Annotated in this window: 25 protein-coding genes; 15 read left to right on the top strand and 10 right to left on the bottom strand. The window is 68.7% G+C overall.

The features are described from left to right. Positions 1-25 precede the first annotated feature (25 nt). The 4 genes from thiL to apaG all read right to left on the bottom strand — a co-directional run bounded on the left by thiL (position 26) and on the right by apaG (position 3,907). On the bottom strand, positions 26-1,009 hold the full coding sequence (gene thiL / locus E5P2_RS25345) for a thiamine-phosphate kinase (RefSeq protein WP_162569853.1): 984 nt from the start codon (positions 1,007-1,009) through the stop codon (positions 26-28). A 7-nt stretch (positions 1,010-1,016) separates the two neighbouring features. Further along, the gene (locus E5P2_RS25340; protein WP_162570663.1) at positions 1,017-2,141 is read right to left on the bottom strand and encodes a YbdK family carboxylate-amine ligase; all 1,125 of its coding nucleotides are present in this window, start codon (positions 2,139-2,141) and stop codon (positions 1,017-1,019) included. Between the two features lie 35 nt (positions 2,142-2,176). After that, on the bottom strand, positions 2,177-3,445 hold the full coding sequence (locus E5P2_RS25335; protein WP_162569852.1) for a cation:proton antiporter: 1,269 nt from the start codon (positions 3,443-3,445) through the stop codon (positions 2,177-2,179). A 66-nt stretch (positions 3,446-3,511) separates the two neighbouring features. Then, positions 3,512-3,907 (bottom strand): Co2+/Mg2+ efflux protein ApaG, encoded by a 396-nt coding sequence (apaG, locus tag E5P2_RS25330; protein WP_162569851.1) that lies wholly within the window; start codon positions 3,905-3,907, stop codon positions 3,512-3,514. 90 nt (positions 3,908-3,997) lie between these two features. Between apaG and E5P2_RS25325 the strand changes: the two genes are divergently transcribed. The 11 genes from E5P2_RS25325 (at position 3,998) to E5P2_RS25275 (ending at position 14,245) form a co-directional block, all read left to right on the top strand. Next, positions 3,998-4,255, top strand: coding sequence for a DUF3297 family protein (locus E5P2_RS25325; protein ID WP_162569850.1), 258 nt, complete (start codon positions 3,998-4,000; stop codon positions 4,253-4,255). 128 nt (positions 4,256-4,383) lie between these two features. Further along, positions 4,384-6,216 (top strand): FAD-dependent oxidoreductase, encoded by a 1,833-nt coding sequence (locus tag E5P2_RS25320; RefSeq protein ID WP_162569849.1) that lies wholly within the window; start codon positions 4,384-4,386, stop codon positions 6,214-6,216. Further along, a complete protein-coding gene (locus E5P2_RS25315) occupies positions 6,213-8,066 on the top strand; it encodes a 2-oxoacid:acceptor oxidoreductase subunit alpha (RefSeq protein ID WP_162569848.1) in 1,854 nt (617 codons plus the stop codon). Before E5P2_RS25320 ends, E5P2_RS25315 begins: the two co-directional genes overlap by 4 nt. Continuing rightward, complete coding sequence (locus E5P2_RS25310; RefSeq protein WP_162569847.1) at positions 8,063-9,118, top strand: 2-oxoacid:ferredoxin oxidoreductase subunit beta; 1,056 nt, start codon at positions 8,063-8,065, stop codon at positions 9,116-9,118. Before E5P2_RS25315 ends, E5P2_RS25310 begins: the two co-directional genes overlap by 4 nt. A gap of 44 nt (positions 9,119-9,162) precedes the next feature. Next, a complete protein-coding gene (locus tag E5P2_RS25305) occupies positions 9,163-9,600 on the top strand; it encodes a CBS domain-containing protein (RefSeq protein ID WP_162569846.1) in 438 nt (145 codons plus the stop codon). A gap of 67 nt (positions 9,601-9,667) precedes the next feature. Continuing rightward, positions 9,668-10,609, top strand: coding sequence for a metallophosphoesterase family protein (locus E5P2_RS25300; protein WP_162569845.1), 942 nt, complete (start codon positions 9,668-9,670; stop codon positions 10,607-10,609). 28 nt (positions 10,610-10,637) lie between these two features. After that, positions 10,638-11,003: a cupredoxin domain-containing protein gene (locus E5P2_RS25295; RefSeq protein WP_162569844.1), complete on the top strand. Its 366-nt coding sequence runs from the start codon at positions 10,638-10,640 to the stop codon at positions 11,001-11,003. Positions 11,004-11,145: 142 nt separating this feature from the next. Further along, complete coding sequence (locus E5P2_RS25290) at positions 11,146-11,667, top strand: gluconokinase (protein ID WP_162569843.1); 522 nt, start codon at positions 11,146-11,148, stop codon at positions 11,665-11,667. Continuing rightward, entirely contained in the window at positions 11,664-13,058 is a 1,395-nt protein-coding gene (locus E5P2_RS25285) for a GntT/GntP/DsdX family permease (RefSeq protein WP_162569842.1), read from the top strand. The genes E5P2_RS25290 and E5P2_RS25285 overlap by 4 nt, the downstream gene beginning before the upstream one ends. Before the next feature lie 71 nt (positions 13,059-13,129). Further along, entirely contained in the window at positions 13,130-13,570 is a 441-nt protein-coding gene (locus E5P2_RS25280; RefSeq protein WP_162569841.1) for a cupin domain-containing protein, read from the top strand. 90 nt (positions 13,571-13,660) lie between these two features. Further along, positions 13,661-14,245, top strand: coding sequence for a molybdopterin-dependent oxidoreductase (locus E5P2_RS25275; protein ID WP_162569840.1), 585 nt, complete (start codon positions 13,661-13,663; stop codon positions 14,243-14,245). Between the two features lie 189 nt (positions 14,246-14,434). Here E5P2_RS25275 and E5P2_RS25270 read toward each other — a convergent pair whose 3' ends face one another. From E5P2_RS25270 to E5P2_RS25255, 4 genes are all read right to left on the bottom strand, one after another. Beyond that, positions 14,435-15,079: an FABP family protein gene (locus E5P2_RS25270; RefSeq protein ID WP_162569839.1), complete on the bottom strand. Its 645-nt coding sequence runs from the start codon at positions 15,077-15,079 to the stop codon at positions 14,435-14,437. Positions 15,080-15,159: 80 nt separating this feature from the next. Further along, entirely contained in the window at positions 15,160-15,474 is a 315-nt protein-coding gene (locus E5P2_RS25265) for a copper-binding protein (RefSeq protein ID WP_232080845.1), read from the bottom strand. A 99-nt stretch (positions 15,475-15,573) separates the two neighbouring features. Further along, entirely contained in the window at positions 15,574-15,825 is a 252-nt protein-coding gene (locus E5P2_RS25260) for a hypothetical protein (RefSeq protein ID WP_162569838.1), read from the bottom strand. Positions 15,826-15,862: 37 nt separating this feature from the next. Further along, on the bottom strand, positions 15,863-16,249 hold the full coding sequence (locus E5P2_RS25255) for a DUF4345 family protein (RefSeq protein ID WP_162569837.1): 387 nt from the start codon (positions 16,247-16,249) through the stop codon (positions 15,863-15,865). Positions 16,250-16,356: 107 nt separating this feature from the next. Here E5P2_RS25255 and rpe point away from each other — a divergent pair, with 107 nt between their 5' ends. Both rpe and E5P2_RS25245 read left to right on the top strand, forming a co-directional pair. Further along, positions 16,357-17,052, top strand: coding sequence for a ribulose-phosphate 3-epimerase (gene rpe, locus E5P2_RS25250; RefSeq protein WP_162569836.1), 696 nt, complete (start codon positions 16,357-16,359; stop codon positions 17,050-17,052). Positions 17,053-17,105: 53 nt separating this feature from the next. Further along, positions 17,106-18,119 (top strand): succinylglutamate desuccinylase/aspartoacylase domain-containing protein, encoded by a 1,014-nt coding sequence (locus E5P2_RS25245; RefSeq protein ID WP_162569835.1) that lies wholly within the window; start codon positions 17,106-17,108, stop codon positions 18,117-18,119. Positions 18,120-18,123: 4 nt separating this feature from the next. Here the strand turns inward: E5P2_RS25245 and E5P2_RS25240 are convergent, their stop codons facing one another. After that, positions 18,124-18,507: a hypothetical protein gene (locus E5P2_RS25240; RefSeq protein ID WP_162569834.1), complete on the bottom strand. Its 384-nt coding sequence runs from the start codon at positions 18,505-18,507 to the stop codon at positions 18,124-18,126. 153 nt (positions 18,508-18,660) lie between these two features. On the opposite strand from E5P2_RS25240, the gene ku reads away from it, so the two are divergent. Further along, on the top strand, positions 18,661-19,605 hold the full coding sequence (gene ku / locus E5P2_RS25235) for a non-homologous end joining protein Ku (protein WP_162569833.1): 945 nt from the start codon (positions 18,661-18,663) through the stop codon (positions 19,603-19,605). An 11-nt stretch (positions 19,606-19,616) separates the two neighbouring features. Further along, positions 19,617-22,178, top strand: coding sequence for a DNA ligase D (ligD, locus tag E5P2_RS25230; protein ID WP_162569832.1), 2,562 nt, complete (start codon positions 19,617-19,619; stop codon positions 22,176-22,178). Between the two features lie 15 nt (positions 22,179-22,193). On the opposite strand, the gene E5P2_RS25225 is transcribed toward ligD, so the two are convergent. Continuing rightward, positions 22,194-23,012 (bottom strand): transglutaminase-like domain-containing protein, encoded by an 819-nt coding sequence (locus E5P2_RS25225; RefSeq protein WP_162569831.1) that lies wholly within the window; start codon positions 23,010-23,012, stop codon positions 22,194-22,196. Positions 23,013-23,273 lie beyond the last annotated feature (261 nt).

Raw genomic sequence — 23,273 nt, 5'->3', positions numbered from 1 at the left:
CGCCGGCGCGATGCCGCCGCCGCGCTCAAGCGAAGTGGTCGAAGCCGCCGAAGCGCTGCGTCAGCGGCGCGCCCCGTGCATCGACGATGCGCAGGCCGGGCGCGGCCTCGATGCTGCCGATGCGTGTGACCGGCGTGCCCGATGCACGGCCGGCCTGCGCCACTGCTTTGCGTGCGGTGGCCGGCGCGGTGAAGGCCAGTTCGTAGTCGTCGCCGCCCGCGAGCGTGCAGGCGCGGCGCGTCTCCGCATCGAGGCCCGCCGTCGCGGCGAGCGCGTGGGCGCCGATCGCGAGTCGCCCGGCCACCGCGTCGGCATCGAGCCGCGCGCCGACGCCGCTCGCGCGCAGCACGTGCCCCAGGTCGCCGGCCAGTCCGTCGCTGATGTCGACCGCCGCCGAGGCGATGCCGCGCAGGGCCTGGCCGAGCGCAACGCGCGGCGTGGGCTCTTCCATGCGTGCGCGTGCCAGCGCGAACAGTTCCGCCGGCAGCGCGCGCCGGCCACGAAACACGTCGAGCGCGAGCCGTGCATCGCCCAGCGTTCCGCTGACCCACACATCGTCGCCCGCCTGCGCGCCCGAGCGCAGCAGCGCGCCGCCGGCGGGCACTTCGCCGAACACGGTGACGCACAGGTTGAGCGGGCCGCGCGTGGTGTCGCCGCCGACCAGCTCGCAGCCGTGCGCGTCGGCCAGTGCGAACAGGCCGCGCGAAAAGCCTTCGAGCCAGGCCTCGTCGACCTGCGGCAGCGCGAGTGCCAGCGTGAAGGCGAGCGGTTTCGCGCCGCAGGCCGCGAGGTCGCTGAGGTTGACCGCCAGCGCCTTGTGCCCGAGCCGAGCCGGATCGACCGTGGAGAGGAAGTGGCGGCCCTCGACCAGCATGTCCGACGACACGGCCAGCTGCATGCCGGCCGCCGGCGCGAGCAGCGCGCAGTCGTCGCCCACGCCCAGCGGAGAGCGCTTCGCGGGCCGCGTGAAGTAGCGCGCGATCAGGTCGAATTCGCCGAGGCCGCTCATGAGGTCCTCATACCGCCTGGCTGCGAAAGCGCAATGCGGCCTGACGAATCACTTCGGCCAGCAGCCGCTCCCGCCCCTGCAGCTCGCGCAGCCAGCGCGCATCATTGCGGTTGGCCTCGACGCTGGTGCGCAGCTCGCCGAGTGCGCGCGTCGCATCGAGCGCCTCGCTGTGCCATTCGAGCTGCGTCATGGTCATGAGGATGTGCTCGCGCAGCGGCATGTGCTCGCCGCTGGCCGGATCGACGTAGAGCGCATCGAGCCCGAAGCGGCAGGCCTGGAAGCGGTTGTAGGTGTAGACCAGGTAGTCGTCCTCGGTCGGCGTGAAGGGCTGCTCCTGCAGGAACCACGCCGCCAGCGACTGCACGTAGCCCGCCAGCGCGGCCGCGCGCTCGACGGTGAGCGGCGTGTCGAAGACGCGGATCTCGATGGTGCCGAACTCGGGCTTGGGCCGGATGTCCCAGTAGAAGTCCTTCATGCTGCGCACGACGCCGGTGCGGGTCATGCGCATGAAGTAGTTCTCGAACTCCTTCCACGACAGCGTGAAAGGCGCGCGGCCCGAGAGCGGGAATGCGAACACCGAGTTGAGCCGCGCCGAATCGAACTGCGTGTCCTGCCCCTGCACGAAGGGCGAGGAGGCCGACAGCGCGATGAAGTGCGGGATGTAGCGCGACATGCGGTGCAGCATCAGCAGCGCCGCATCGGCATCGGGACAGCCGATGTGCACGTGCTGGCCGAAGATGGTGAACTGCTTCGAGAGATAGCCGTAGAGCTCCGACAGCTCGCGAAAGCGCGGCTTGTCGTAGATGCGCCGCTCGTGCCATTGCTGGAACGGATGCGTGCCGCCGCCGACCACCGCGATGTTGAGCTTGTCGGCGTTCTTCACCAGCGCATCGCGGATCGGCGTGAGCTGGTGGATCACGTCCTGCGCCGAATGGCAGATGCCGGTCGAGATCTCGATCATGCTCGAGGTCATCTCGGGCACCACGCTGCCGGGCAGCGGCGTCTGCGCCATCAGCCGCAGCATGTCCTCGGCATAGGGCGCGAGGTCGTAGTCGTGGGTGTTGACCAGCTGCAGCTCGAGCTCGACGCCGAGCGACAGCGCCACCGACTTGTTGAAGCGCTCGAGCGGCACCACGCGGCTCGCCGGCGACGCCGGCATCGCGGTGCTCATCGCTGGGTCTCCTCGATGATCCCGAAGGCTTCGGGCGTCCAGGGGATCGAGCTCTCGCCGGCGCCGTGGATCGCGATCGTCGCCAGCACGGCGCCGAGTACTTCCATCAGCAGGATCGCCGGCAGCGCGATCTGGGTGATCATGGTGCCCAGAAGCGGCGAGGCCGCGACGAAGCTCGACGTGATCAGCAGCGCGATCGACGACAGCGGCGACATCGCGCAGCCGACCCAGAAGGCCTGCTTCCAGCTCGCGCCGCTGCCCGGGTTGGCAATCGCGACGCCCGCGATCTTGGCGAAGGCGCGCACGCCGATCACCGCCAGCACCACGCTGGCCACCGGCAGGCTCCAGTCGGCCTGCGCGGCGACGATCGACACCAGCACGAACATCAGCATGGTCAGCAGCGAGGCCGCCGTGCCGAGCTGGCGCGGCCAGGCCCAGGGCTTGGGATTGAGCACCTTGAGCAGCACGCCGCCGATCAGCGCCGCCAGCGGCGCCGCGCCGCCGAAGTGCGCGGCCAGCGCGGCGCCGGCTGCGATGATGGCCAAAAGCAGGATCGAGGTGTTCTCGCTGGTCGGGCTCATCACCCGCAATGCCGAGCGCAGCGCCAGCGCCATCACCGCGCCGACCACGAAGGACAGGCCGAGCACCACGGCCACCGGATAGAGCTTCTGCAGCAGCCCGAGCGGTGCACGCTCGATCAGGCCGGCCTGCGCGTAGCCGAGCGCGAGCGCATAGAAGGTGTTGAGCGTTGCCAGCGTCATCGCGCGCTCGGTGACCGGGCCGGAGGCGCGCGTGTCCATCACGACGCGGCTCAGCACCGCGGGCGAGGCGACGATCGCCATCAGCGCGACCGGATTGGCCACCGGGTCGGGCACGCCCAGCCAGTGCAGGGCCCAGAACACGCCGAAGTAGGTCAGCGTCGCTTCGAGCAGGCTTTGCAACAGCACCATCGGGTTGTGGCGGAACCAGCGCAGCGGCAGCCGGCCGCCGGCTTCGAACAGCACGATCGCCACGCCCAGTTCCAGCAGGAACTGGCTGATGCCCTGCAGCGGCCAGATCGCGCCCTCGAAACCGGCGAAGCCGACGATGGTGCCGACGATCGAATAGCCGATCACCTTGGGCAGGCCCATGTAGCGCTGCACCAGATGGCCGGCCGCCGCCGCCGTGGCCAGCAGCAGCGACCACAGCACGGTCGGCAGACCGGCCGAAGGGCGCACCCATTCGGACCAGAAGCCCAGCAGATCGTTGGACAGGAAAGACATCATCGGTCGGCTGCGAGAACATCCGGCCTGCGCGCGGTGTTCATGGGTCGAGAAAAGAAAAAGGCGCGTTCAGTGCAGCACGCGCGAGGTGGGCATGCCCCCCGCATCGGCTTCCAGCACGAACATCGGAATCGGAACGTCGAAACGGTCGCCCTGCTCGGTCACGAAGAAATAGCTGCCATGCATGGTACCGCTCGGCGCCTGCAGCCTGCAGCCGCTGGTGTAGCGGAAGGATTCGCCGGGCGCCAGGAGCGGCTGCTGCCCGATCACGCCGAGGCCCTTGACCTCCTGCGCGTGGCCGGACGCATCGTTGATCAGCCAGTGGCGCGCGATCAGCTGCGCCGCCACGTCGCCGGTGTTGGTCACCGTCACCGTGTAGGCGAAGGTGTGGACCCGGTCCTGCGCGGAAGACTGGTCGGGCAGGTAGCGCGGCTCGACCTGGATGCTGATCGGTTCAGTGGACATCGCCTCGATGGTAACGGAAGGCCATGGCGCGGGCGCGGACCTATCATGGCGCGCCGTCACCGGCCTGTGCCGATCCGAAAACCCACCTCCATGACCGAAGCCACGCCCCTCCCGCCCCCGCCGCCTCTTCCCGACCATCTGTCCATCGACCCGCGCAGCGCGCACCACGTCGCCGCCGTCTTCGAGCACGACATCGGCATCCGGTTCAACGGCCGCGAGCGGCTCGACGTCGAGGAATACTGCATCAGCGAAGGCTGGATCAAGGTGCCCGCCGGCAAGACGCTGGACCGCAAGGGCAAGCCGCTCCTGATCAAGCTCAAGGGCCGGGTCGAGGCCTTCTACCGGTAACCCGGCACCGGCGCAGCCTCGATGCGCTGCGGGATTAACCGAGGTTTTGCGCCGGCCCGAGCGGCGCATACTGGTGGCAGCCCCGCGCCGGCCCCTCCGGCTCGCGGGCGGCAGCCAGGAGACACGCTTTGCAGCGAACCAACATTGCCAACCCGGCCTACTTCCACAAGGTCGTCGATTGCCAGTACGCCTGTCCGGCGCACACCCCCGTCCCCGAATACATCCGCATGATCGCGCAGCGCCGCTACAGCGACGCCTACATGGTCAACTGGGTTTCCAATGTCTTCCCGGGCATCCTCGGGCGCACCTGCGACCGGCCCTGCGAGCCGGCCTGCCGGCGCGGCCGCGTGGAGGAAAGCAACGCCAAGGATCCGGAGCCGGTGGCGATCTGCCGGCTCAAGCGCGTGGCCGCCGACATGAAGGACGACGTGCGCGCGCGCATGCCGAAGGTCGCGCCGAAGAACGGCAAGCGCATCGCCTGCGTCGGCGCCGGGCCGGCCTCGCTCACCGTCGCGCGCGACCTCGCGCCGCTCGGCTATGCCGTGACGGTGTTCGACGCCGAGGCCAAGGCCGGCGGCTTCATCCGCACGCAGATCCCGCGCTTCCGCTTGCCCGAGTCGGTGATCGACGAGGAGACCGGCTACATCCTCGACCTCGGCGTCGAATTCCGCAGCGGACAGCGCATCGACTCGATGAAGGCGCTGATGGCCGAGGACTGGGACGCGATCTTCGTCGGCTGCGGCGCGCCGCGCGGGCGCGACCTCGACGCGCCGGGCCGGCAGGAGGCGGCGGCCGGCATCCACATCGGCATCGACTGGCTCAACTCCGTTTCCTTCGGCCACGTGACGTCGATCGGCCAGCGCGTGATCGTGCTGGGCGGCGGCAACACGGCGATGGACTGCTGCCGCTCGGCGCGCCGCCTGGGCGGCACCGACGTCAAGGTCATCGTGCGCAGCGGCTTCGAGGAGATGAAAGCCTCGCCCTGGGAAAAGGAAGACGCCCAGCACGAAGGCATTCCGATCATCAACTTCCATGTGCCCAAGGCCTTCGTGCACGAGAACGGCAAGCTGATCGGCATGCGCTTCGAGATCGTGCGCGCGGAGTACGACGCGCAGGGCCGCCGCTCGCTGGTGCCCACCGGCGAGCCGGAGGCCTTCTTCGAATGCGACGAGGTGCTGGTCGCGGTCGGCCAGGAGAATTCCTTCCCCTGGATCGAGCGCGACTGCGGCATCGCCTTCGACAAGTGGGGCTTGCCGAAGCTCGACGAGAAGAGCTTCCAGTCCTCGGTGCCGCGGGTCTTCTTCGGCGGCGATGCGGCCTTCGGCCCCAAGAACATCATCACGGCCGTGGCCCACGGGCACGAGGCCGCGGTGTCGATCGACAAGCTGCTGCATGCCGAGCCGGTCTATGTGCGTCCGCCGCCCATGACCAACCTGGTGTCGCAGAAGATGGGCATCCACGAATGGAGCTACGACAACGACACCTCCAACGACCTGCGCTACAAGGTGCCGTGGAGCAAGGCCGAGACCGCGCTGGCCAGCATCCGCGTCGAAGTCGAGCTGGGTTTCGATGCCGCCACCGCCTTCAAGGAGGCCGAGCGCTGCCTGAACTGCGATGTGCAGACCGTGTTCACCGAGCCCGCCTGCATCGAATGCGATGCCTGCGTGGACATCTGCCCGATGGACTGCATCACCTTCACCACCAACGGCGAGGAAGCGGATCTGCGACCTCGGTTGAAGGCGCCCGCGCTCAACCTGACGCAGGACCTCTACGTGTCCGGCGGCCTGAAGACCGGCCGCGTGATGGTCAAGGACGAGGACGTGTGCCTGCATTGCGGGCTGTGCGCCGAGCGCTGTCCGACGGGGGCCTGGGACATGCAGAAATTCCTGTTGAAGATGACGCCGGCAGGCCCTGACGCGCGCAAGGCGCAGAGCGCGCCGACGCAAGGAGTTCCGGCATGAGCGTGAAGCAGATCGAGGCAGTCAACGACTTCGTCATCAAGTTCGCCAACGTCAACGGCTCGGGTTCGGCCTCGGCCAACGAACTCTTCGCCAAGGCCATCCTGCGCATGGGCGTGCCGGTGAGTCCGCGCAACATCTTCCCCAGCAACATCCAGGGCCTGCCGACCTGGTACGAAGTGCGGGTCACCGAGCAAGGCCACCTGGGACGCCGCGGCGGCACCGACATGATGGTGGCGATGAACCCGCAGACCTGGGACGCCGACGTGGCCGAACTGGAGCCCGGCGGCTACCTGTTCTACGACAGCACGCGGCCGCTGCCGCCGTCGAAGTTCCGCAGCGACGTGCGCGTGATCGGCATGCCGCTGACCGAGATCTGCAACGCGGTCTACAACGACCCGCGCCAGCGCCAGCTGTTCAAGAACATCGTCTACGTCGGCGCGCTGGCGATCCTGCTGGGCATCGAGCCGGAGGTGGTCGAGAAGCTCTTCGGCGAGCAGTACAAGGGCAAGGAAAAGCTGCTGGCCTCCAACGTGCAGGCATTGCACCTGGGCTGCGACTTCGCGCGCGAGCATCTGCGCGAACCGCTGGGCCTGCAGGTGCGGCGCGCCGACCGCGTGGGCCAGCGGATCTTCGTCGACGGCAACAGCGCGGCGGCATTGGGCTGCGTGTATGGCGGCGCGACGGTCGCGGCCTGGTATCCGATCACGCCCTCGTCCTCGGTGGCCGAGGCCTTCCAGCGCTACTGCAGCAAGCTGCGCGTCGATCCGAAAACCGGCCAGCATCGCTTCGCGATCGTGCAGGCGGAAGACGAGATCGCCTCGATCGGCATGGTGGTCGGCGCCGGCTGGAACGGCGCCCGGGCCTTCACCGCGACCTCGGGGCCGGGCGTCTCGCTGATGACCGAATTCATCGGCCTGGCCTACTTCGCCGAGATACCGGTCACGCTGATCAACGTGCAGCGCGGCGGGCCTTCCACCGGCATGCCGACGCGCACGCAGCAGGCCGACATCCTCTCGTGCGCCTATGCCTCGCACGGCGACACCAAGCATGTGCTGCTGTTTCCGGAAGATCCGCACGAGTGCTTCGAGCACGCGGCCGCGGCGCTCGATCTGGCCGACCGCCTGCAGACGCCCGTGTTCGTGATGACCGACCTCGACATCGGCATGAACCAGCGCCTGTGCGAGCCCTTCGCCTGGGACGACAGCAAGGCCTACGACCGCGGCAAGGTCATGAGCGCCGAGGCGCTGGAAGCCGGCCGCGATTTCGGCCGCTACAAGGACGTGGACGGCGACGGCATCCCGTGGCGCACGCTGCCGGGCACGCACCCGACCAAGGGCAGCTTCTTCACGCGCGGCACCACGCGCGATGCCTATGCGCGCTACTCGGAACGCGGCCCCGACTACATCTACAACATGGAGCGGCTGCTGAAGAAGTTCGCGACCGCGGCCACCCTCGTGCCGCAGCCGGTGCTGCAGCCGGCCGCTGCGAAGACCGATCTCGGCGTGATCTATTTCGGCTCGACCAGCCCGTCGATGCGCGAGGCGCTGGAGACGCTGGAGGCGCGCGGCATCCATCTGGACGCGCTGCGGCTGCGGGCCTTTCCGTTTCCGGACAGCGTGGCGCAGTTCCTCGCGCAGCATCGTCAGGTCTTCGTGGTCGAGCAGAACCGCGACGCCCAGATGCGCAGCCTGCTGGCCAACGAGCTGGACGTCGATGCGGCGCGCCTCGTGCGTGTGCTGCATTTCGACGGCACCCCGATCACGGCACGTTTCATCGTTCAGGCCATCAGCGCACACCTGCAGGCGCAGGCGCACGCGGCCGATGCCACCGGCAGCAAGGAGCCTGCATGACCTATCTCGCCAAGCCCCGTCTGCGCCATCCGACGCTGGCCACCAACAAGGTCGGCTACACGCGGCGCGACTACGAGGGCAAGATCTCCACCCTGTGCGCCGGCTGCGGCCACGATTCCATCTCCGCCGCCATCATCGAGGCCTGCTGGGAACTGGACATCGAACCGCATCGCGTGGCCAAGCTCTCGGGCATCGGCTGCAGCTCCAAGACGCCGGACTATTTCCTCGGCGCCTCGCACGGCTTCAACACCGTGCACGGCCGCATGCCCAGCGTGCTGACCGGCGCCAACCTCGCCAACCGCGACCTGTTGTATCTGGGCGTGTCGGGCGACGGCGATTCGGCCTCCATCGGCCTGGGCCAGTTCGCGCACGCCATGCGGCGTGGCGTGCGCATGGCCTACATCGTCGAGAACAACGGCGTCTACGGCCTGACCAAGGGCCAGTTCTCGGCCACCGCCGACCAGGGCTCCAAGAGCAAGAAAGGCGTCGTCAACAGCGACAGCCCGGTAGACCTCGTGGCCATGGCGCTGCAGCTCGGCGCCACCTATGTCGGGCGCGGCTTCTCGGGCAACAAGGCGCAGCTGGTGCCTTTGATCAAGGGCGCGATCAGCCATGGCGGTGCCGCCTTCATCGACGTCATCAGCCCCTGCGTGGCCTTCAACAACCACCCCGGCAGCACCAAGAGCTACGACTACGTGCGCGAGCACAACGAGGCGGTGAGCCGCATCGACTTCATCAGCGGCCGCGACGAGATCAGCGTCGACATGGCGCCCGGCGAAGTGCTGGACGTGCGCCAGCACGACGGCACGCTGCTGCGCCTGCGCAGCCTGCACCCGGACTACAACCCCGGCGACCGCTATGCCGCCATGGCCTACATGCAGCGGCATCAGGAGATGGGCGAGGTGGTGACGGGCCTGCTCTACGTCGACCCGCTGGCGACCGACCTGCACGGGGCGCTCAACACCAGCGACCATCCGCTCAACGCGCTCGGCACCGCCGAGCTGTGTCCCGGCGCGCGGGCCCTCGAAAAACTCAACGACAGCTTGCGCTGAGCGGCCGGCGGCCGCAACATAGCGAATCGCCAGGAGGGACCACCATGGCAGAACGCACCGTGTATCAGTCCGTTACGCACAAGCAGGTGATTCGCGTCGGCCCGCAGGCCACCGCGCGCCATGTCGCTTGCGTGATGACCCGCGCCAATTGCACCAGCGTGCTCGTGATGGAGCCGCCGGACATCCTGCTCGGCATCCTCACCGAGCGCGACCTCATGACCCGCGTGCTGGCGCGCGGGCTCGACGCCGACCGTGCCACGGCGCGCGAAGTCATGACGCCCAATCCGATCTGCGTGCCGCCGGAGATGCGCGTCTCCGATGCCGTGGTGCTGATGCTGGAGCGCGGCTTTCGCCATCTGCCGATGGTCGCTGGCACGCGCATCCTGGGCGTGTTCTCGGCACGTGACGCGCTGCCGCGCGAGATCGGCGCGGCCGTGAGCCAGACCGAGTTCAACGAACAGGTCAACGACGTTCTGGGCTGATCGGGAATAGATCTTTCGCTCGTGCAGTCATGCATGGGGTAGCCATCTACCTCAAGGAGCGAAAGCCATGAAAACCCATGATACGGGCCGCCGCCAGGCGCTCGGTTGCCTGTCCGCATGGAGCGGAGCCGCCGTCGTCTGGACCCTCTCCGGCGGCATACCCGTCGCGCTCGGCGCGACCCACACCGCAACGCCGCAAGCGGGCGCGAAGGGCGCGCTGACCTTCGTGCAGATCAGCGACACGCACATCGGATTCAACAAGGCCGCCAACCCGGACGTGGTCGGCAGCCTGCGCCACGCCATCGCGGACATCAACGCGCTTCCGGTCGCGCCGGCCTTCGCCGTCCACACGGGCGACGTGAGCCATCTGTCCAGGGCCGACGAGTTCGGTCGTGCCAAGGAGATCTTCCAGGAGCTGCACGTCGATCGGATCCACACGGTCCCCGGCGAACACGACGCCATCGACGACGGCATCGCCGGCTACCTCAAGTACTTCGACCACGACGGCAAGGGCCGCGGCTGGTACAGCTTCAACCAGGGCGGCGTGCATTTCGTCGGGCTGACGAACGTGCTCAACTTCAAGGCCGGCACGATGGCTGCGCTCGGCGATGATCAGCTGGCCTGGCTCAAGAAGGACCTGGCGGGCGTCTCGCACTCGACGCCGATCGTCGTGCTCGCGCACATTCCGCTGTGGACCATCTGGGAGCCCTGGGGTTGGGGCACCGCCGATTCCGATCAGGCGCTTGCGCTGCTGCGTCCCTATGGCTCCGTCACCGTGCTCAACGGCCATATTCATCAGGTGCTGCAGAAGGTCGAAGGTCACGTGTCGCTGCACACCGCGATGTCGCTGGCCTACCCGCTGCCCGCGCCCGGACAGGAAGGCATCGGCGAACCGGGGCCCGTCACGGTCCCGGCCGGCGAGCTCGGCAAGCTGCTCGGCACGCGCCAGCTGAACCTGGTGCGCGGCCAGCGCGAACTCGCGATGGTCGACCGCCCGCTCGATCGCTGATCAACTCGTTTTCACAGGAGATTTTTCAATGAACCGAGTCTCTTTCGGCGGCGCCAGCCCGCGCGCCAGAGCCTTGCGCGGCGTGGTGCTGGGCACCCTTGCGACCTTCGTCAGCCTCGCGGCCCATGCCGCATCCGTCGCCACCGTCGACATCAACAAGTTCATGTTCATGCCGATGGAAATCACCGTCGCGCCAGGCACGACCGTGCGCTGGATCAACCATGACGAGACGCCGCACACCGTGATCAGTCGGGACAAGACCAAGCTGTTCGTCTCGAAGGCCATGGACACGGACGACAAGTTCGAGTTCGTCTTCGCCAAGGAGGGCGACTACACCTACGTGTGCAGCGTCCATCCGTTCATGACCGGGGTCGTGCACGTGCGCAAGCAGTAGTCGCCCGAGGCCGCCCGATCCGCGGTGCGGAATTCCTCATCGTGCCGTTCGCTGCCGCGGGCCATGGCACGGCGGGCGGTTTGTGGTTCTAATCACGACATCGCCGTCGACTGACGGCGATCGTCCAAAAGGAGAACCCTCGATGTCCCGTCCCGTCGCGAAGCCCGTGGTGCTGGTGCTCATGGGTGTCTCGGGTTGCGGCAAGACGACTGTCGCCGCGATCCTGGCCGGCCGCCTCGGCTGGCCCTTCGAGGAAGGCGATGCGCTGCATCCGCCATCGAACATCGAGAAGATGAAGGCCGGGCATCCGCTCAACGACGAGGATCGCGCGCCCTGGCTCGAGAAGGTCGCGGGCTGGGTCGACGAGCGCCTCGATGCCGGCGCGAGCGGCATCATCACCTGCTCGGCGCTCAAGCGCGCCTACCGCGACGTGATCGGCCGGCGCGGCGCGGGCGTGGAGTTCGTCTACCTCGCCGGTTCGCGCGAGACCATCGCCGCGCGCCTCGCGGCACGCCACGGTCACTTCATGCCCCCGAGTCTGCTCGACAGCCAGTTCGCCGACCTCGAGGAACCCACGGCGGACGAACCCGCGATGCGCGTCGACATCGGCCCCGCGCCTTCCGCCATTGCCCAGATCATCGTCGACACACTCGAGCTGCCATGACCACTTCCTCCCCCCTGAGCGCACACGACATCCAGGTGCTGGTCGTCGCGGCCGCCGGCATCGCGATCCTGGTCCTTCTGATCGTCTGGCTCAAGGTGCATGCCTTTCTCGCGCTGACCATCGGCGCCCTGTTCGTCGGCGTCGGCTCGGGCATTCCGCTGGAGAAGGTGACGGCCTCGTACGAAAACGGCGTCGGCGGCGTGCTCGGCTACGTCGGCGTGCTGATCGCACTCGGCGCCATGCTCGGCAAGCTGCTCGCGGATTCCGGCGGCGCCGACAAGCTGGTCGAGACGCTGCTGCGCGGGCGCCCCGCCACGCTGCCCTGGAAGATGGCGCTGGTCGCCAGCATCATCGGCATTCCGATGTTCTTCGAGATCGGACTCGTGCTGCTGATCCCCGTGGTCATGCTCGCGGTGCACCGCTCGAAGGGGCCCGCGATGCGGCTCGGGATTCCGGCGCTGGCCGGGCTGTCGGTGCTGCACGGCTTCATTCCGCCGCACCCCGGTCCGCTCGCGGCCATCGCGGTGCTGCATGCGGATGTCGGCGTGACCCTCGCGTTCGGACTGCTGATCGCCATCCCGACCGTGGCCGTCGCCGGCCCGCTGTTCGGCGCGCTCGCGGCGCGCATGGTGCCGATCGGCGCGGCCGGCGCCGGGCTCGCGGTCACCGCGACGGGCGCCGCGGCCGACGGCGCCGCGAACGCGCAGGACCCGAGGCCGAGCCGCAGTCCGAGCTTCGCGTGGACGCTGATCACGCTGCTGTCCCCGCTCGTGCTGATGCTGATCAAGGCCGGCGCCGACATCTGGATGGACAAGACCTCCGCACTGCGCCCCGCGCTGGACTTCATCGGCGATCCGGTGTTCGCCTTGCTGATCGCCGTGCTGCTGGCGATGGTGAGCTTCGGCACCGCGGTCGGCTTCTCGGCCTCCCAGCTGGCGAAGAAGATCGGCGCCAGCCTGACGCCGGTGGTCGGCGTGATGCTGATCGTCGGCGCCGGCGGCGGCTTCAAGCAGGCGCTGGTCGATGGCGGCACCGGCACGGCCATCGCCAAGATCGCGCTCGCGGTGGGCCTGTCGACGCTGGTGCTGGGCTGGATCGTCGCGGTGCTGATCCGTCTCGCGACCGGCTCGGCGACGGTCGCGACGGTGACGGCCGCGGGCATCGTCGCGCCGCTGGCGGTTGGGCTGTCGCCCAACCACCTGTCGCTGGTCGTGCTGGCCGTCGGTGCCGGGTCGCTGTTCTTCTCGCACGTCAACGACGCCGGCTTCTGGCTGGTGAAGGAATATTTCGGCTTGACGGTGGGGCAGACGATCAAGACCTGGTCGGTGATGGAGACCATCATCTCGGTGATGGGGCTCGTGCTGACCTTTGCGTTGTCGCTCGTTCTCTAGCGGTAGACACGTCGCCGTCCCGTTCCGGCACGCGCCGCATTCTTTCCTGTTCGACTCCATGGAGAAATGAAATGACCGATTCTTCCGCGACCATCCGCGCCGGCCAGCTGTCCATCCGCTATCTCGTGGATGGGTCGCAGACCGACAGTGTCGGCATGTTCGAGCTCACGGTGCCGCCCGGCTCGAACGTGCCGCCGCCGCACAGCCACACGAGGAACGACGAGTGCATCTACGTGCTGGAAGGAACGCTGCGCTATTCGGTCGATGACCAGACGCGCGACCTCGCCGCCGGCGAGACCATGTCGAGCCCGAAAGGCAGCGTTCACCAGTTCTCGAATCCCTTCGCGGCGCCGGCACGCGCGCTCGTCGTGCAGTCGCCGGACATCGGCGCGCAGTACTTTCGCGATGTCGCCGGCGTGGTCAATGCCGGCGGCCCGCCGGACAAGGCGGCGCTGGTCGCCGTCATGACCCGCTACGGGCTGGTCCCGGCCGCGCCGCCGGCCGGCGCGTAGCGACGCGCGATGTCACGGCCCGGCGCTCCTTGCACCGCAGGCGTACCGGTCGCGATGGACGGTGCCAGCGTCCCGCTCCACAATCGGCCGATGAACAAACGACACTTCCTCGGCACGGCGACACTCGCCGGTCTTTTCCCCGCGGTCGGCGCGTCGGCGGCGCCGCAGACCCGCAAGGGACCTGGTCTTCTGACCATCAGCGGACTCGTCGGCAAGTCCAACCGCGGCCCGGTCGATCCTGCGCTCGACCAGTTGATGGTGAAGCACGGCGTCAAGTTCGACAAGGCCTACGTGGTCGATGCCGACGCGTTGAACCGCTTGCCGGTCGTGCGGATCCGCCCGACGCTCGAATACGACGCCAGGATGCACTCGCTCGCGGGCCCACTGCTGACCAGCGTGCTCGAGTCGGTGGGCGTGCCGACGGCGGGCGACGTGATGCTCGGGCTGCGCGCAGTGGACGGCTATGTCGTTCCGGTCAAGATGGCCGACGTGCGCAGCTACCGCATGATCGTGGCCACCGAGATGGACGGCAAGCCGCTCGCGCTGGGTGGCCTCGGGCCGCAGTGGGCGGTCTACGAGGCCGACACGCTCGCCGCGTTCAAGGACAAGCCGCTCAAGGAACGCTTCGCGCTGTGTCCTTGGGGGCTTTACAGCATCGAGGTGACGCGCGGCTGATGGCCGGCTGTCGCCGCGCCGAGAGGCTTGGATTTCACCGGCGCCCCGTGTGGATCGACAAGGATGAGAAGCCCTATGTCTGCGGGTGCATTCAGCACGACGGACGCAGGTTCAACATCAACATCCACATCTGCCACCGGGGTGATCCAGGAGATACACGCGCAGATCGGGCCGGGATGACCTGAGACCCTAGGCCGCCTGTCGCGCCGCCAGCGCCGTCGGGTTGGGCGTGGGCTCGGCGATCTTGTGCAGCCGGTTGCGATCGGTGTGGTGAAACGCCTCGGTCTGGCCGGGGATGGTCAGCAGCGTGTCCTGCTCGTACGACCACGTGCCATCCGCGTGGATGTCGACCTTGATCGTGAAGCGGTCCGTGCGAAACGCCTGCTCGAGAAAGGGATTGGACACGATGCCGTTGGTGAGCGAACCGCGCACGGCTTCGAGCGTGAAGGACTTCGCATCGGGACTGGCCTGGCCGGTGGCCATCGCGGTCTGGCCCCGGGGAATCGACAGCGTCAGCAGGATGGCGTGCGTGGCGGGTTCCCACAGCCAGTAGCCGACCTGGTCGTGAAAGGTCTCCGGATCGTCCGGCTTCACGATCCGCGTGTGATAGCGCAGCCCGTAGAAAAGCTGCGGCCCGTTGGTCTGGGCGTCGATCGGCTGGAGTTCGTAACGCTCGATGAAGCGCTGATGCTCGGGGCCGTCAGCCTTCGGATTGACGTCCTGGCCGGCATCGCTGGACCAGATGCCGGCCATGCCGGAAAGCGGGCCGAGGTTGGCCAGCGTGTCGGCATTCGGTTCGGGTTCCGTGTAGATGTCCGCGGGGTAGTGGTACATGAGGACTCCAGGTGGGGAATCGGTTGGCCGTTCCGGGATCGCAGCGTCCGCCGGCGGACGCCTCGACGACGGCGGCCCGGTCAGCAGGTCTGAAAGCGCCTGCATTCTGCAACGGCCCGGATCGCCGTCACCCGGTTCTCGCCTTCGACGTGCCTCGAGGTGAACTCGACCCAGGCGCCTTCGGGAATGCCCGCCAGCAGCGCGCGGTCGGCCACGCGGAAGGTCTGGGTGGTGAACGGAATCTTGGACCTCGGCAGCAGCTTCAATCGGACATAGAGCCTGCCGTCGGCTTCTTCGTGCGTAGAGGTGAAGCGCGCACGCGTGAAGACCGGCGCCGCTTCGTGCGCGGGCTCGACCGGCCGGCGCTCGATGGGCTGCGCCGATGCAACGCTCATCAGCAAGAGACTCATCCCGGCCAGGGCCCGTGGGTGCAGCGCCATCGACATGTGTTCGTTCCTCGGTCGGTCTGGGGAGTTGATGGTGGCCGCAACCCGTCACCGGATGGCGATGTTCGCGCCTTCGCTCACCTCGATGCCCGACGAGGTGACGCCGCTGGCGCACCGGAACGCGACCAGGCCGTGTCCGCGCGGGTCGGCATTGACGCCGAAAGGCGCCGATCGATCGCCCTGGCCGAGCGAGAACGGGCTGCCCGTGACGGGGCGCGTGCCGCCCCGGAGCGTGTCGAACACATGGACGGTCTGGGCATGTCCGCTGAGGTTCGCGACGGTGACTTGGACTTGGGGCATGCGGGGAATTCTGCCATCGGGCCATGGGCCCGCGACTTCAGCTGCCCGCGCAGTGCGCGATCGCGATGACGAAGGGCAGGACCAGTTCCGGGATCAGGTAGCCGAGCCACACGGCCCTCGGCTCGGGCAGCCCGACCTTGCGCATGGACACCAGCCGGCCGATGCCCCCGAGCAGGATGCCGAATGCGATCAGGTAGATCAGGACGTCCTGCTGGCGCACGGTGATCCCGGTCCAGATGCAGATCAGGCCCATCGAGAAATAGATGCCGGCCATGAAGCGGTGGACGTTGTCCAGACGCGGGCTGGTGTCGGGCTGCCCGAGAACCATCTGGAGCGAACCGCCGAACAGCGAGATGGCGGCCGCCAGGAACAGGCAGACGCGCACGACGATCTGGCCTGCAAGCAGGGGTGTATCAGGACTCATTGTTTTTTTCCTCGCTCCGATTTGCGAATGGCCTTCGAGCCGGGCCGGCACGCATCGGAATGCCCGACGCAGCCTACATTGGAGCCTGCCCTGCGACAATTGTCACCATGAGCAGCCCGTTTCGTATCGCACCCTCCATCCTCTCGGCCGATTTCGCGCGCCTCGGCGCCGAAGTGAGCGACGTGATCGCGGCCGGCGCCGACTGGATTCACTTCGACGTGATGGACAACCATTACGTGCCCAACCTCACCTTCGGCCCGATGGTCTGCCGCGCGCTCAAGCCGCACGCGCAGAAGCCCGACGGCACGCCGGTGCCGATGGACGTCCACCTGATGATCCATCCGGTCGATGCGCTGGCCGTCGCCTTCGCCGAGGCCGGCGCCGACTACATCAGCTTCCACCCGGATTCATCGCCGCATGCGCACCGCAGCGTGCAGGCCATCAAGGCGGCCGGCTGCAAGGCGGGGCTGGTCTTCAATCCGGGGCTCGGGCTGGAAGTGCTCGACTGGCTGATCGACGACATCGACCTGATCCTGATCATGAGCGTCAACCCCGGCTTCGGCGGCCAGAGCTTCATCGACTCGGCCCTGCGCAAGATCGAACTCGCGCGCAAGCGCATCGACGCCACCGGACGCGACATCCGGCTGGAGGTCGACGGCGGCGTCAAGGTCGACAACATCGCGCGCATCGCGAGCGCGGGCGCCGACACCTTCGTGGCCGGCAGCGCGGTGTTCGGCGCGAAGGACTATGCGGGCGTGATCGCGTCGATGCACGCCGAACTCGGCGCCGTGCGCAAGGCCTGATAGCGAAAACACGGTAGGACCGCCCGAGGCCGGCCTGTAGGATGGCCAGCGAGATGACCGTTCCACGCATCGACCCGATCGCCGGCGACACCCTGCGCATCCATGGCTTCGCCGCCCTGCAGCCGGGCCCGCGGCTGATCGTGATCGGCGGCGTGCATGGCGACGAGACCTGCGGCACCGTCGGCATCGAGCGCACGCTGGCCGAGCTCGATGCCGGCGCGCTGCAGCTGCTGCGCGGCCAGCTGACGATGGTGCCGGTCGCCAATCCGCTCGCACGGCGCCTCGGCCGGCGCGAAGGCGAGCGCAACCTCAACCGCCTGTTCCGTCCCAGCCGGCCCGGCGACGGTCCCGCCGACTACGAAGGTCGCATCACCGATGTGCTGTGCCCGCTGCTCGACCAGCACGACGTGCTGCTCGACCTGCATTCGTTCCAGAGCGAGGGCGAAGCCTTCGCGATGATCGGCCCGCGCGACAACAGCGGCACGCTCGAGCCCTTCGCGCGCGCCTTCGAGGAAGGCCAGCTCGCGCTGCATCTGGGCACCTCGCGCGTGGTCGAGGGCTGGCTCGACATCTATGCCGCGGGGCTGGCGCAGCGTGCCGGCGGCCGGCCGGCCGACGAGGCGGCGCTGGCCTTCGGCTGGGGCACCAACGAGTACATGCGAAGCCGCGGCGGCTATGGCGTCACGCTCGAATGCGGCCAGCATGCCGACCCGGCCGCGCCCGATGTCGCGCAGGCGGCGATCCTCGCGGCGCTGCGGCTGCTCGGCATGGTCGCGCCGGTTCCGGATGCGGCGCCGCCGGCACGGCCGACGCTGCTGCGGCTCGTCAGCGTGACCGACCGCCAGCACGAGGACGACCAGTTCGTGCGCGAGTGGGCCACCTTCGATCCGGTCGCGCGCGGCGAGCCGATCGGCGTGCGCGAGGACGGCAGCATGCTGCATGCCGCGCGCGACGGCTTCATCGTGTTCCCCAACTCGGCTGCGCTGCCCGGCACCGAGTGGTTCTATTTCGCGGTCGAAAGCGAGCGCGACCTGCAGCGGCCAGCGCCGCCGGCCCGCGCGTCCTGAGGGCTCAGCGCACGGTCGACATCACCGTCGCGCGGCATCGGGGCTGGTCGCGCGGCGCCAGCATGGCGCAGTTGTCCAGGGCGCGCTGCTGCATGTCGCTCAGCCTCGGCCGCTCGGCCGGCGGCGGGCCTTCCCACTGCCGAGGGGGCGGCGGCGCCGGCGGCTGCGCCCACTGCCGGCGGCCGTCGTATTCGCGTTGTTCGTACCTGTCGCGCTCATTGCGCTCGCGGTCATGCCGAAGCCGCCGCATGCAGCGGTCGAAGTCGACGCCGGAGCTGCCGCTGGCGCAATAGCGGCGGTCGTTCTCGTACACGTAGGCGTCGCGCTGGGCCCAGGCACTGAAGGTGCTCAGGAGGGTCAGCGTGACCAGGACGGCATGTTTCTTCATGGGTGAATGGAGGATCCGCAGTTGGGGTTCGCGAGTCGGTTTTTCGGCATCGCCGGCGCGCCGGCCGCGTCCGGCCCTGACGCCGCGCGCCGCCGCGTTCCTACACCGGCGCGCGGCCACGCGACTTAGTTTACAAGGCTGGAGGTTCTCGCCATGGCTACATCCAAGACCCCTGCGCCGCGCGTGTTGTGGAAGGGTGCGATCAGCTTCGGCCTGGTCCACATCCCGGTGGCGCTGTATTCGGCCACGGTCGACCACGGCATCGATTTCGACTGGCTCGACAAGCGCACCATGGACCCGGTCGGCTACAAGCGCATCAACAAGAAGACCGGCCGCGAGATCCAGCGCGAGCAGATCGTGAAGGGCGTCGCGTACGAGGATGGCCAGTACGTGGTGCTGAGCGACGAGGAGATCGCCGCCGCCTATCCCAAGACCACGCAGACCATCGAGATCGAGACCTTCGTTCCCGCCAACGGCATTCCCTTCGTCTACCTCGAGCGCCCCTATTACGTGGCGCCGATCCACCGCGGCGCCAAGGTCTACGCACTGCTGCGCGAAACCTTGCAGCGCAGCGGCCGCGTCGGCGTGGCGCGCGTCGTGATCCAGACCAAACAGCACCTCGCGGTGCTGGTGCCCGTCGGCCCGGGGCTGGTGCTGAACCTGCTGCGCTGGGGCGCCGACATCCGCTCGTGGAAGGATCTGCCGCTGCCGTCCGAGAACGCGAAGCAGGCCGGCCTGTCGGAGCGCGAGCTCAAGATGGCCGGCCAGCTGGTCGATGACATGAGCTCGGACTGGGATCCCGATGCCTTCAAGGACTCGTTCAAGGACGAGATCATGCAGCTGATCGATCGCAAGGTCGAAGCCGGCCAGACCGAGCAGGTGACCCAGCCCGAGCCGATCGAAGAGGGACCGGGCAGCGCGAAGATCCTCGATCTCACCGAGCTGCTGCAACGCAGCCTGCGCAAGGGCGGCAAGGCCGCCGCGGCGGACGATGGCGACGACCATGACGGCGCCCGCAGTGCCAGGAAACCGGCCGCACGCAAGGCGGCCGCCAAGCGCGCGACGGCCAAGTCGGCGCCGCGCCGCAAGGCAGCCTGAGGCCAGAGGCCATGGCTCACGCGAGCGCGCGCGAATCGCTGGCCCGCTACCACGGCAAGCGCGACTTCGCGCGCACGCCGGAGCCTCGGGCCGGCGGCAGGCAGCGCAAGGGCGTGCTGTCCTTCGTCATCCAGAAGCACCATGCGAGCCATCTGCACTACGACTTCCGGCTCGAGCTCGACGGCACCCTGAAGAGCTGGGCCGTGCCCAAGGGGCCTTGCCTCGATCCCAGCGTCAAGCGCATGGGCGTCCACGTCGAGGACCATCCGCTGTCCTATGCGGACTTCGAAGGCACCATCCCGCCGAAGCAGTACGGCGCCGGCAGCGTCATCGTCTGGGACCGCGGCGAGTGGCTGCCCGAGGGCGACGCGCGCCGGGCGCTCGCCGAAGGCAAGCTCAAGTTCGAGCTGCGCGGCGAGAAGCTGCATGGCCACTGGACGCTGGTGCGCATGCGCGGCCATGGCGAGAAGCAGGAACCGTGGCTGCTGATCAAGGAGCACGACGACGCGGCCCGGCCGCTCGCCGACTACGACGTGGTCCGAGCGCTGCCCGACAGCGTGCTGAGCGGCCGCGGCGTCGACGACCTGCCGGCCTCCGCACCGAAGAAGACGTCCGCGGCGGCCAAGGCCGCCAGGGCGACGGCGCCGAAGCCCGCCGCGCCCAAGAACCCGGCACCCAAGGCGGCGCTGCCGCCCGAGCTCTCGCCGCAGCTCGCGACGCTGGTCGCCGCGCCGCCCGCATCGCCCGGCGACTGGCTTTACGAACTCAAGTTCGACGGCTATCGGCTGCTGACCCGCATCGACGGCGGCAAGGTGCGCTGCATCACGCGCAACGGCCACGACTGGACCGACAGGCTGCCCGCGCTGGCGAAGGCCCTCGCGAAGCTGCCCACGCGTTCGGCCTGGCTGGACGGCGAGATCGTGGTCGAGAACGCGCAGGGCGCGCCCGACTTCCAGGCCTTGCAGAATGCCTTCGACCGCGCGTCGACGAACGCCATCGTCTACTGGCTCTTCGATGCGCCTTTCCTGGACGGCCGCGATCTGCGCGCCATGCCGGTGGAAGAACGCCGGGCGCGGTTGGCCGCGCTGCTCGGCGACAGGCCGCCGTCGCCGCTGCGCCTGAGCGAAGCCTTCGAGGCCGCGCCGCGCGACCTGCTGCTTTCCGCGGCGCGCCTCGGCTTCGAGGGCATCGTCGGCAAGCGCAAGGGCTCGGGCTATGTGTCGCGGCGCTCGCCCGACTGGATCAAGCTCAAGAATCAGCTGCGGCAGGAGTTCGTGATCGGCGGCCACACCGCGCCCAAGGGCGCGCGCACGGGCTTCGGCGCCTTGCTGCTCGGCGTGTACGACGACGAAGGCGCGCTGCAGTACTGCGGCAATGTCGGCACCGGCTTCGATGCCGGCCGGTTGAAGGACATCAAGGCCAGGCTCGACCGCGAGCAGACCGGCGACTGCCCGTTCGCGACCCGGCCCGCCGGCGTCAAGGCGCAATGGGTGCGGCCCGTGCTGGTGGCCGAGGTGGTGTTCGGCGCGTGGACGCACGAAGGGCGCATTCGCCATTCGGCCTTCCAGGGCCTGCGCATCGACAAGCCTGCGGCCGAGGTCCGGCGCGAGACGCCGCAAGCCCTTTCATCCATCGCTTGCGCCGCCGCCGCGCCGGCCGCGCGTGGGCCCCGTCGAGGAGCATCGAAACCCATGGACATGCGCATCACCCACGCCGAGCGCGTGATCGACACGGCGAGCGGCATCACCAAGGGCGAGCTGGTCGCCTACTACGCGCAGGTCGGCGCGCTCATGCTGCCGCACCTGAAGCGCCGGCCGGTCGCGCTGGTGCGCGCGCCCGATGGCGTCGGCGGCGAGCTCTTCTTCCAGAAGCATGCGCAGAAAAGCGAGCTGCCCGGCGTGAAGCTGCTCGATCCAGCGCTCGACCCCGACCATGATCCGCTGCTGCAGATCGATGCCGAACGCGGGCTGCTCTCGGCCGCGCAGATGAATGTGATCGAATTCCACACCTGGAACGCGACCTCGAACGCGATCGGCCAGCCCGACCGCATGACCTTCGACCTCGATCCGGGCGAAGGCGTTGCCTGGGCGCGCATGCAGGAGGCCGCGCTGCTGGTCCGGACGCTGCTCACCGAGCTCGGCCTGCCGGCCTTTCTCAAGACCAGCGGCGGCAAGGGCCTGCACGTGGTGGTGCCGATCCGCCGCCGCTACGGGTGGGACGCGGTGAAGGGCTTCTCGCAGGCCGTGGTCGCGCATCTGGCCGAGACCATTCCCGATCGCTTCGTGGCCAGGAGCGGTCCGCGCAACCGGGTCGGCAAGATCTTCGTCGACTACCTGCGCAACGGCTTCGGCGCGACCACGGTCAGCGCGTGGTCGGCGCGTTCGCGTCCGGGGCTGGGCATCTCGGTGCCGCTGGATTGGGACGAGCTGCCGGCGCTGCAGAGCGCCGCGCAATGGACCGTGCGCAACGCGGCCGGGCGTCTCGCCGTCGGCAACCGGCCCTGGGCCGCGATGGACGCCAGCCGCAAGGGATTGGGCGCGGCGATGAAGAAGCTGGGCCATGCGCCGCCGTGAGGGTGCAACGCCACCTCAAGCGTTGACTTCCTGCGTGACCACATCGAAGCGCTGAAGCTTGTTGACACCGAACACCATCGTGATCGGCACGTCCGCCGCATCGCGCCCGCGCGCGATCACGACGCGCCCGATGCGCGGCGTGTTGTGGCGCGCATCGAAGGTGTGCCAGCGATCGCCGAGCCAGACTTCGAACCAGGCGCTGAAGTCCATCGGATAGGGCACCGGCGGCACACCGATGTCGCCGAGATAGCCGGTCACGTAGCGGGCGGGGATGTTCATGCAGCGGCACAGCGTGACGGCCAGGTGCGTGAAGTCGCGGCAGACGCCGATTCGTTCGCGCCAGGCCTCGAGCGCGGTGCGGTTGGCGCGTGCGCGCTGGTAGTCGAAGCGCAGGTGCCGGTGCACGAAATCGCAGATCGCCTGCACCCGCGGCCAGCCCGGCGCCGTGCCGGAGAAATGGGCCCAGGCGAATGGCAGCAGCTCGCTGTCGACCTCGCAGTAGCGGCTGGGCAGCAGGAAGGCCAGCGTGTGCGTGGGCAGATCGGCGGGCGCGTGCTCGATCGCGCCGGCGTCGACCGGATCGGGCAGGCCGCTGTCGTGCACCACCGCCGTGTTGCGCAGCCGCACGCTGCCGACACCGAGCGGCACATGCACGCGCGCGCACTGGTTGTCGAACGCATCGCGGTAGTGGTCGGTGGCCAGCGGCGGGCTGATCGTGATCGCCTCGCCGGCCGGGATGTCGGCGGCACGCGACGGATGCACCTGCAGCATGTAGATCAGCGCGGTGGGCGCGGTGACACCGAGTTCGATGTCGTAGCCGATTCGGATGAGCATGTTGCGGCAGTCGTCCTGTTGAAAGCAGTGAGGCGATGCAAGCATCTTTGATGCCGGCCTTCGGCGCATCCTATCGATCGATGCCGTGCCGCCGCGCCGAAACCAGCCCGAAGCCGCGTAGGCGGGGGACGCAGCACGAGGCCGTCAGTGTGCTCCTACCGTGAACAGATCGCCGCTCCCACACCCCGGGGCGCGCGGCCACTACGGGTTTGCGCACGGCCTGAACCTAAGCTGGTGCACCGTCCGTGGCATGCCTGCCCC

This window comes from Variovorax sp. SRS16, assembly GCF_901827165.1.
Lineage (GTDB): Bacteria > Pseudomonadota > Gammaproteobacteria > Burkholderiales > Burkholderiaceae_C > Variovorax.
This window is presented reverse-complemented; position numbering and strand designations above follow the sequence as displayed.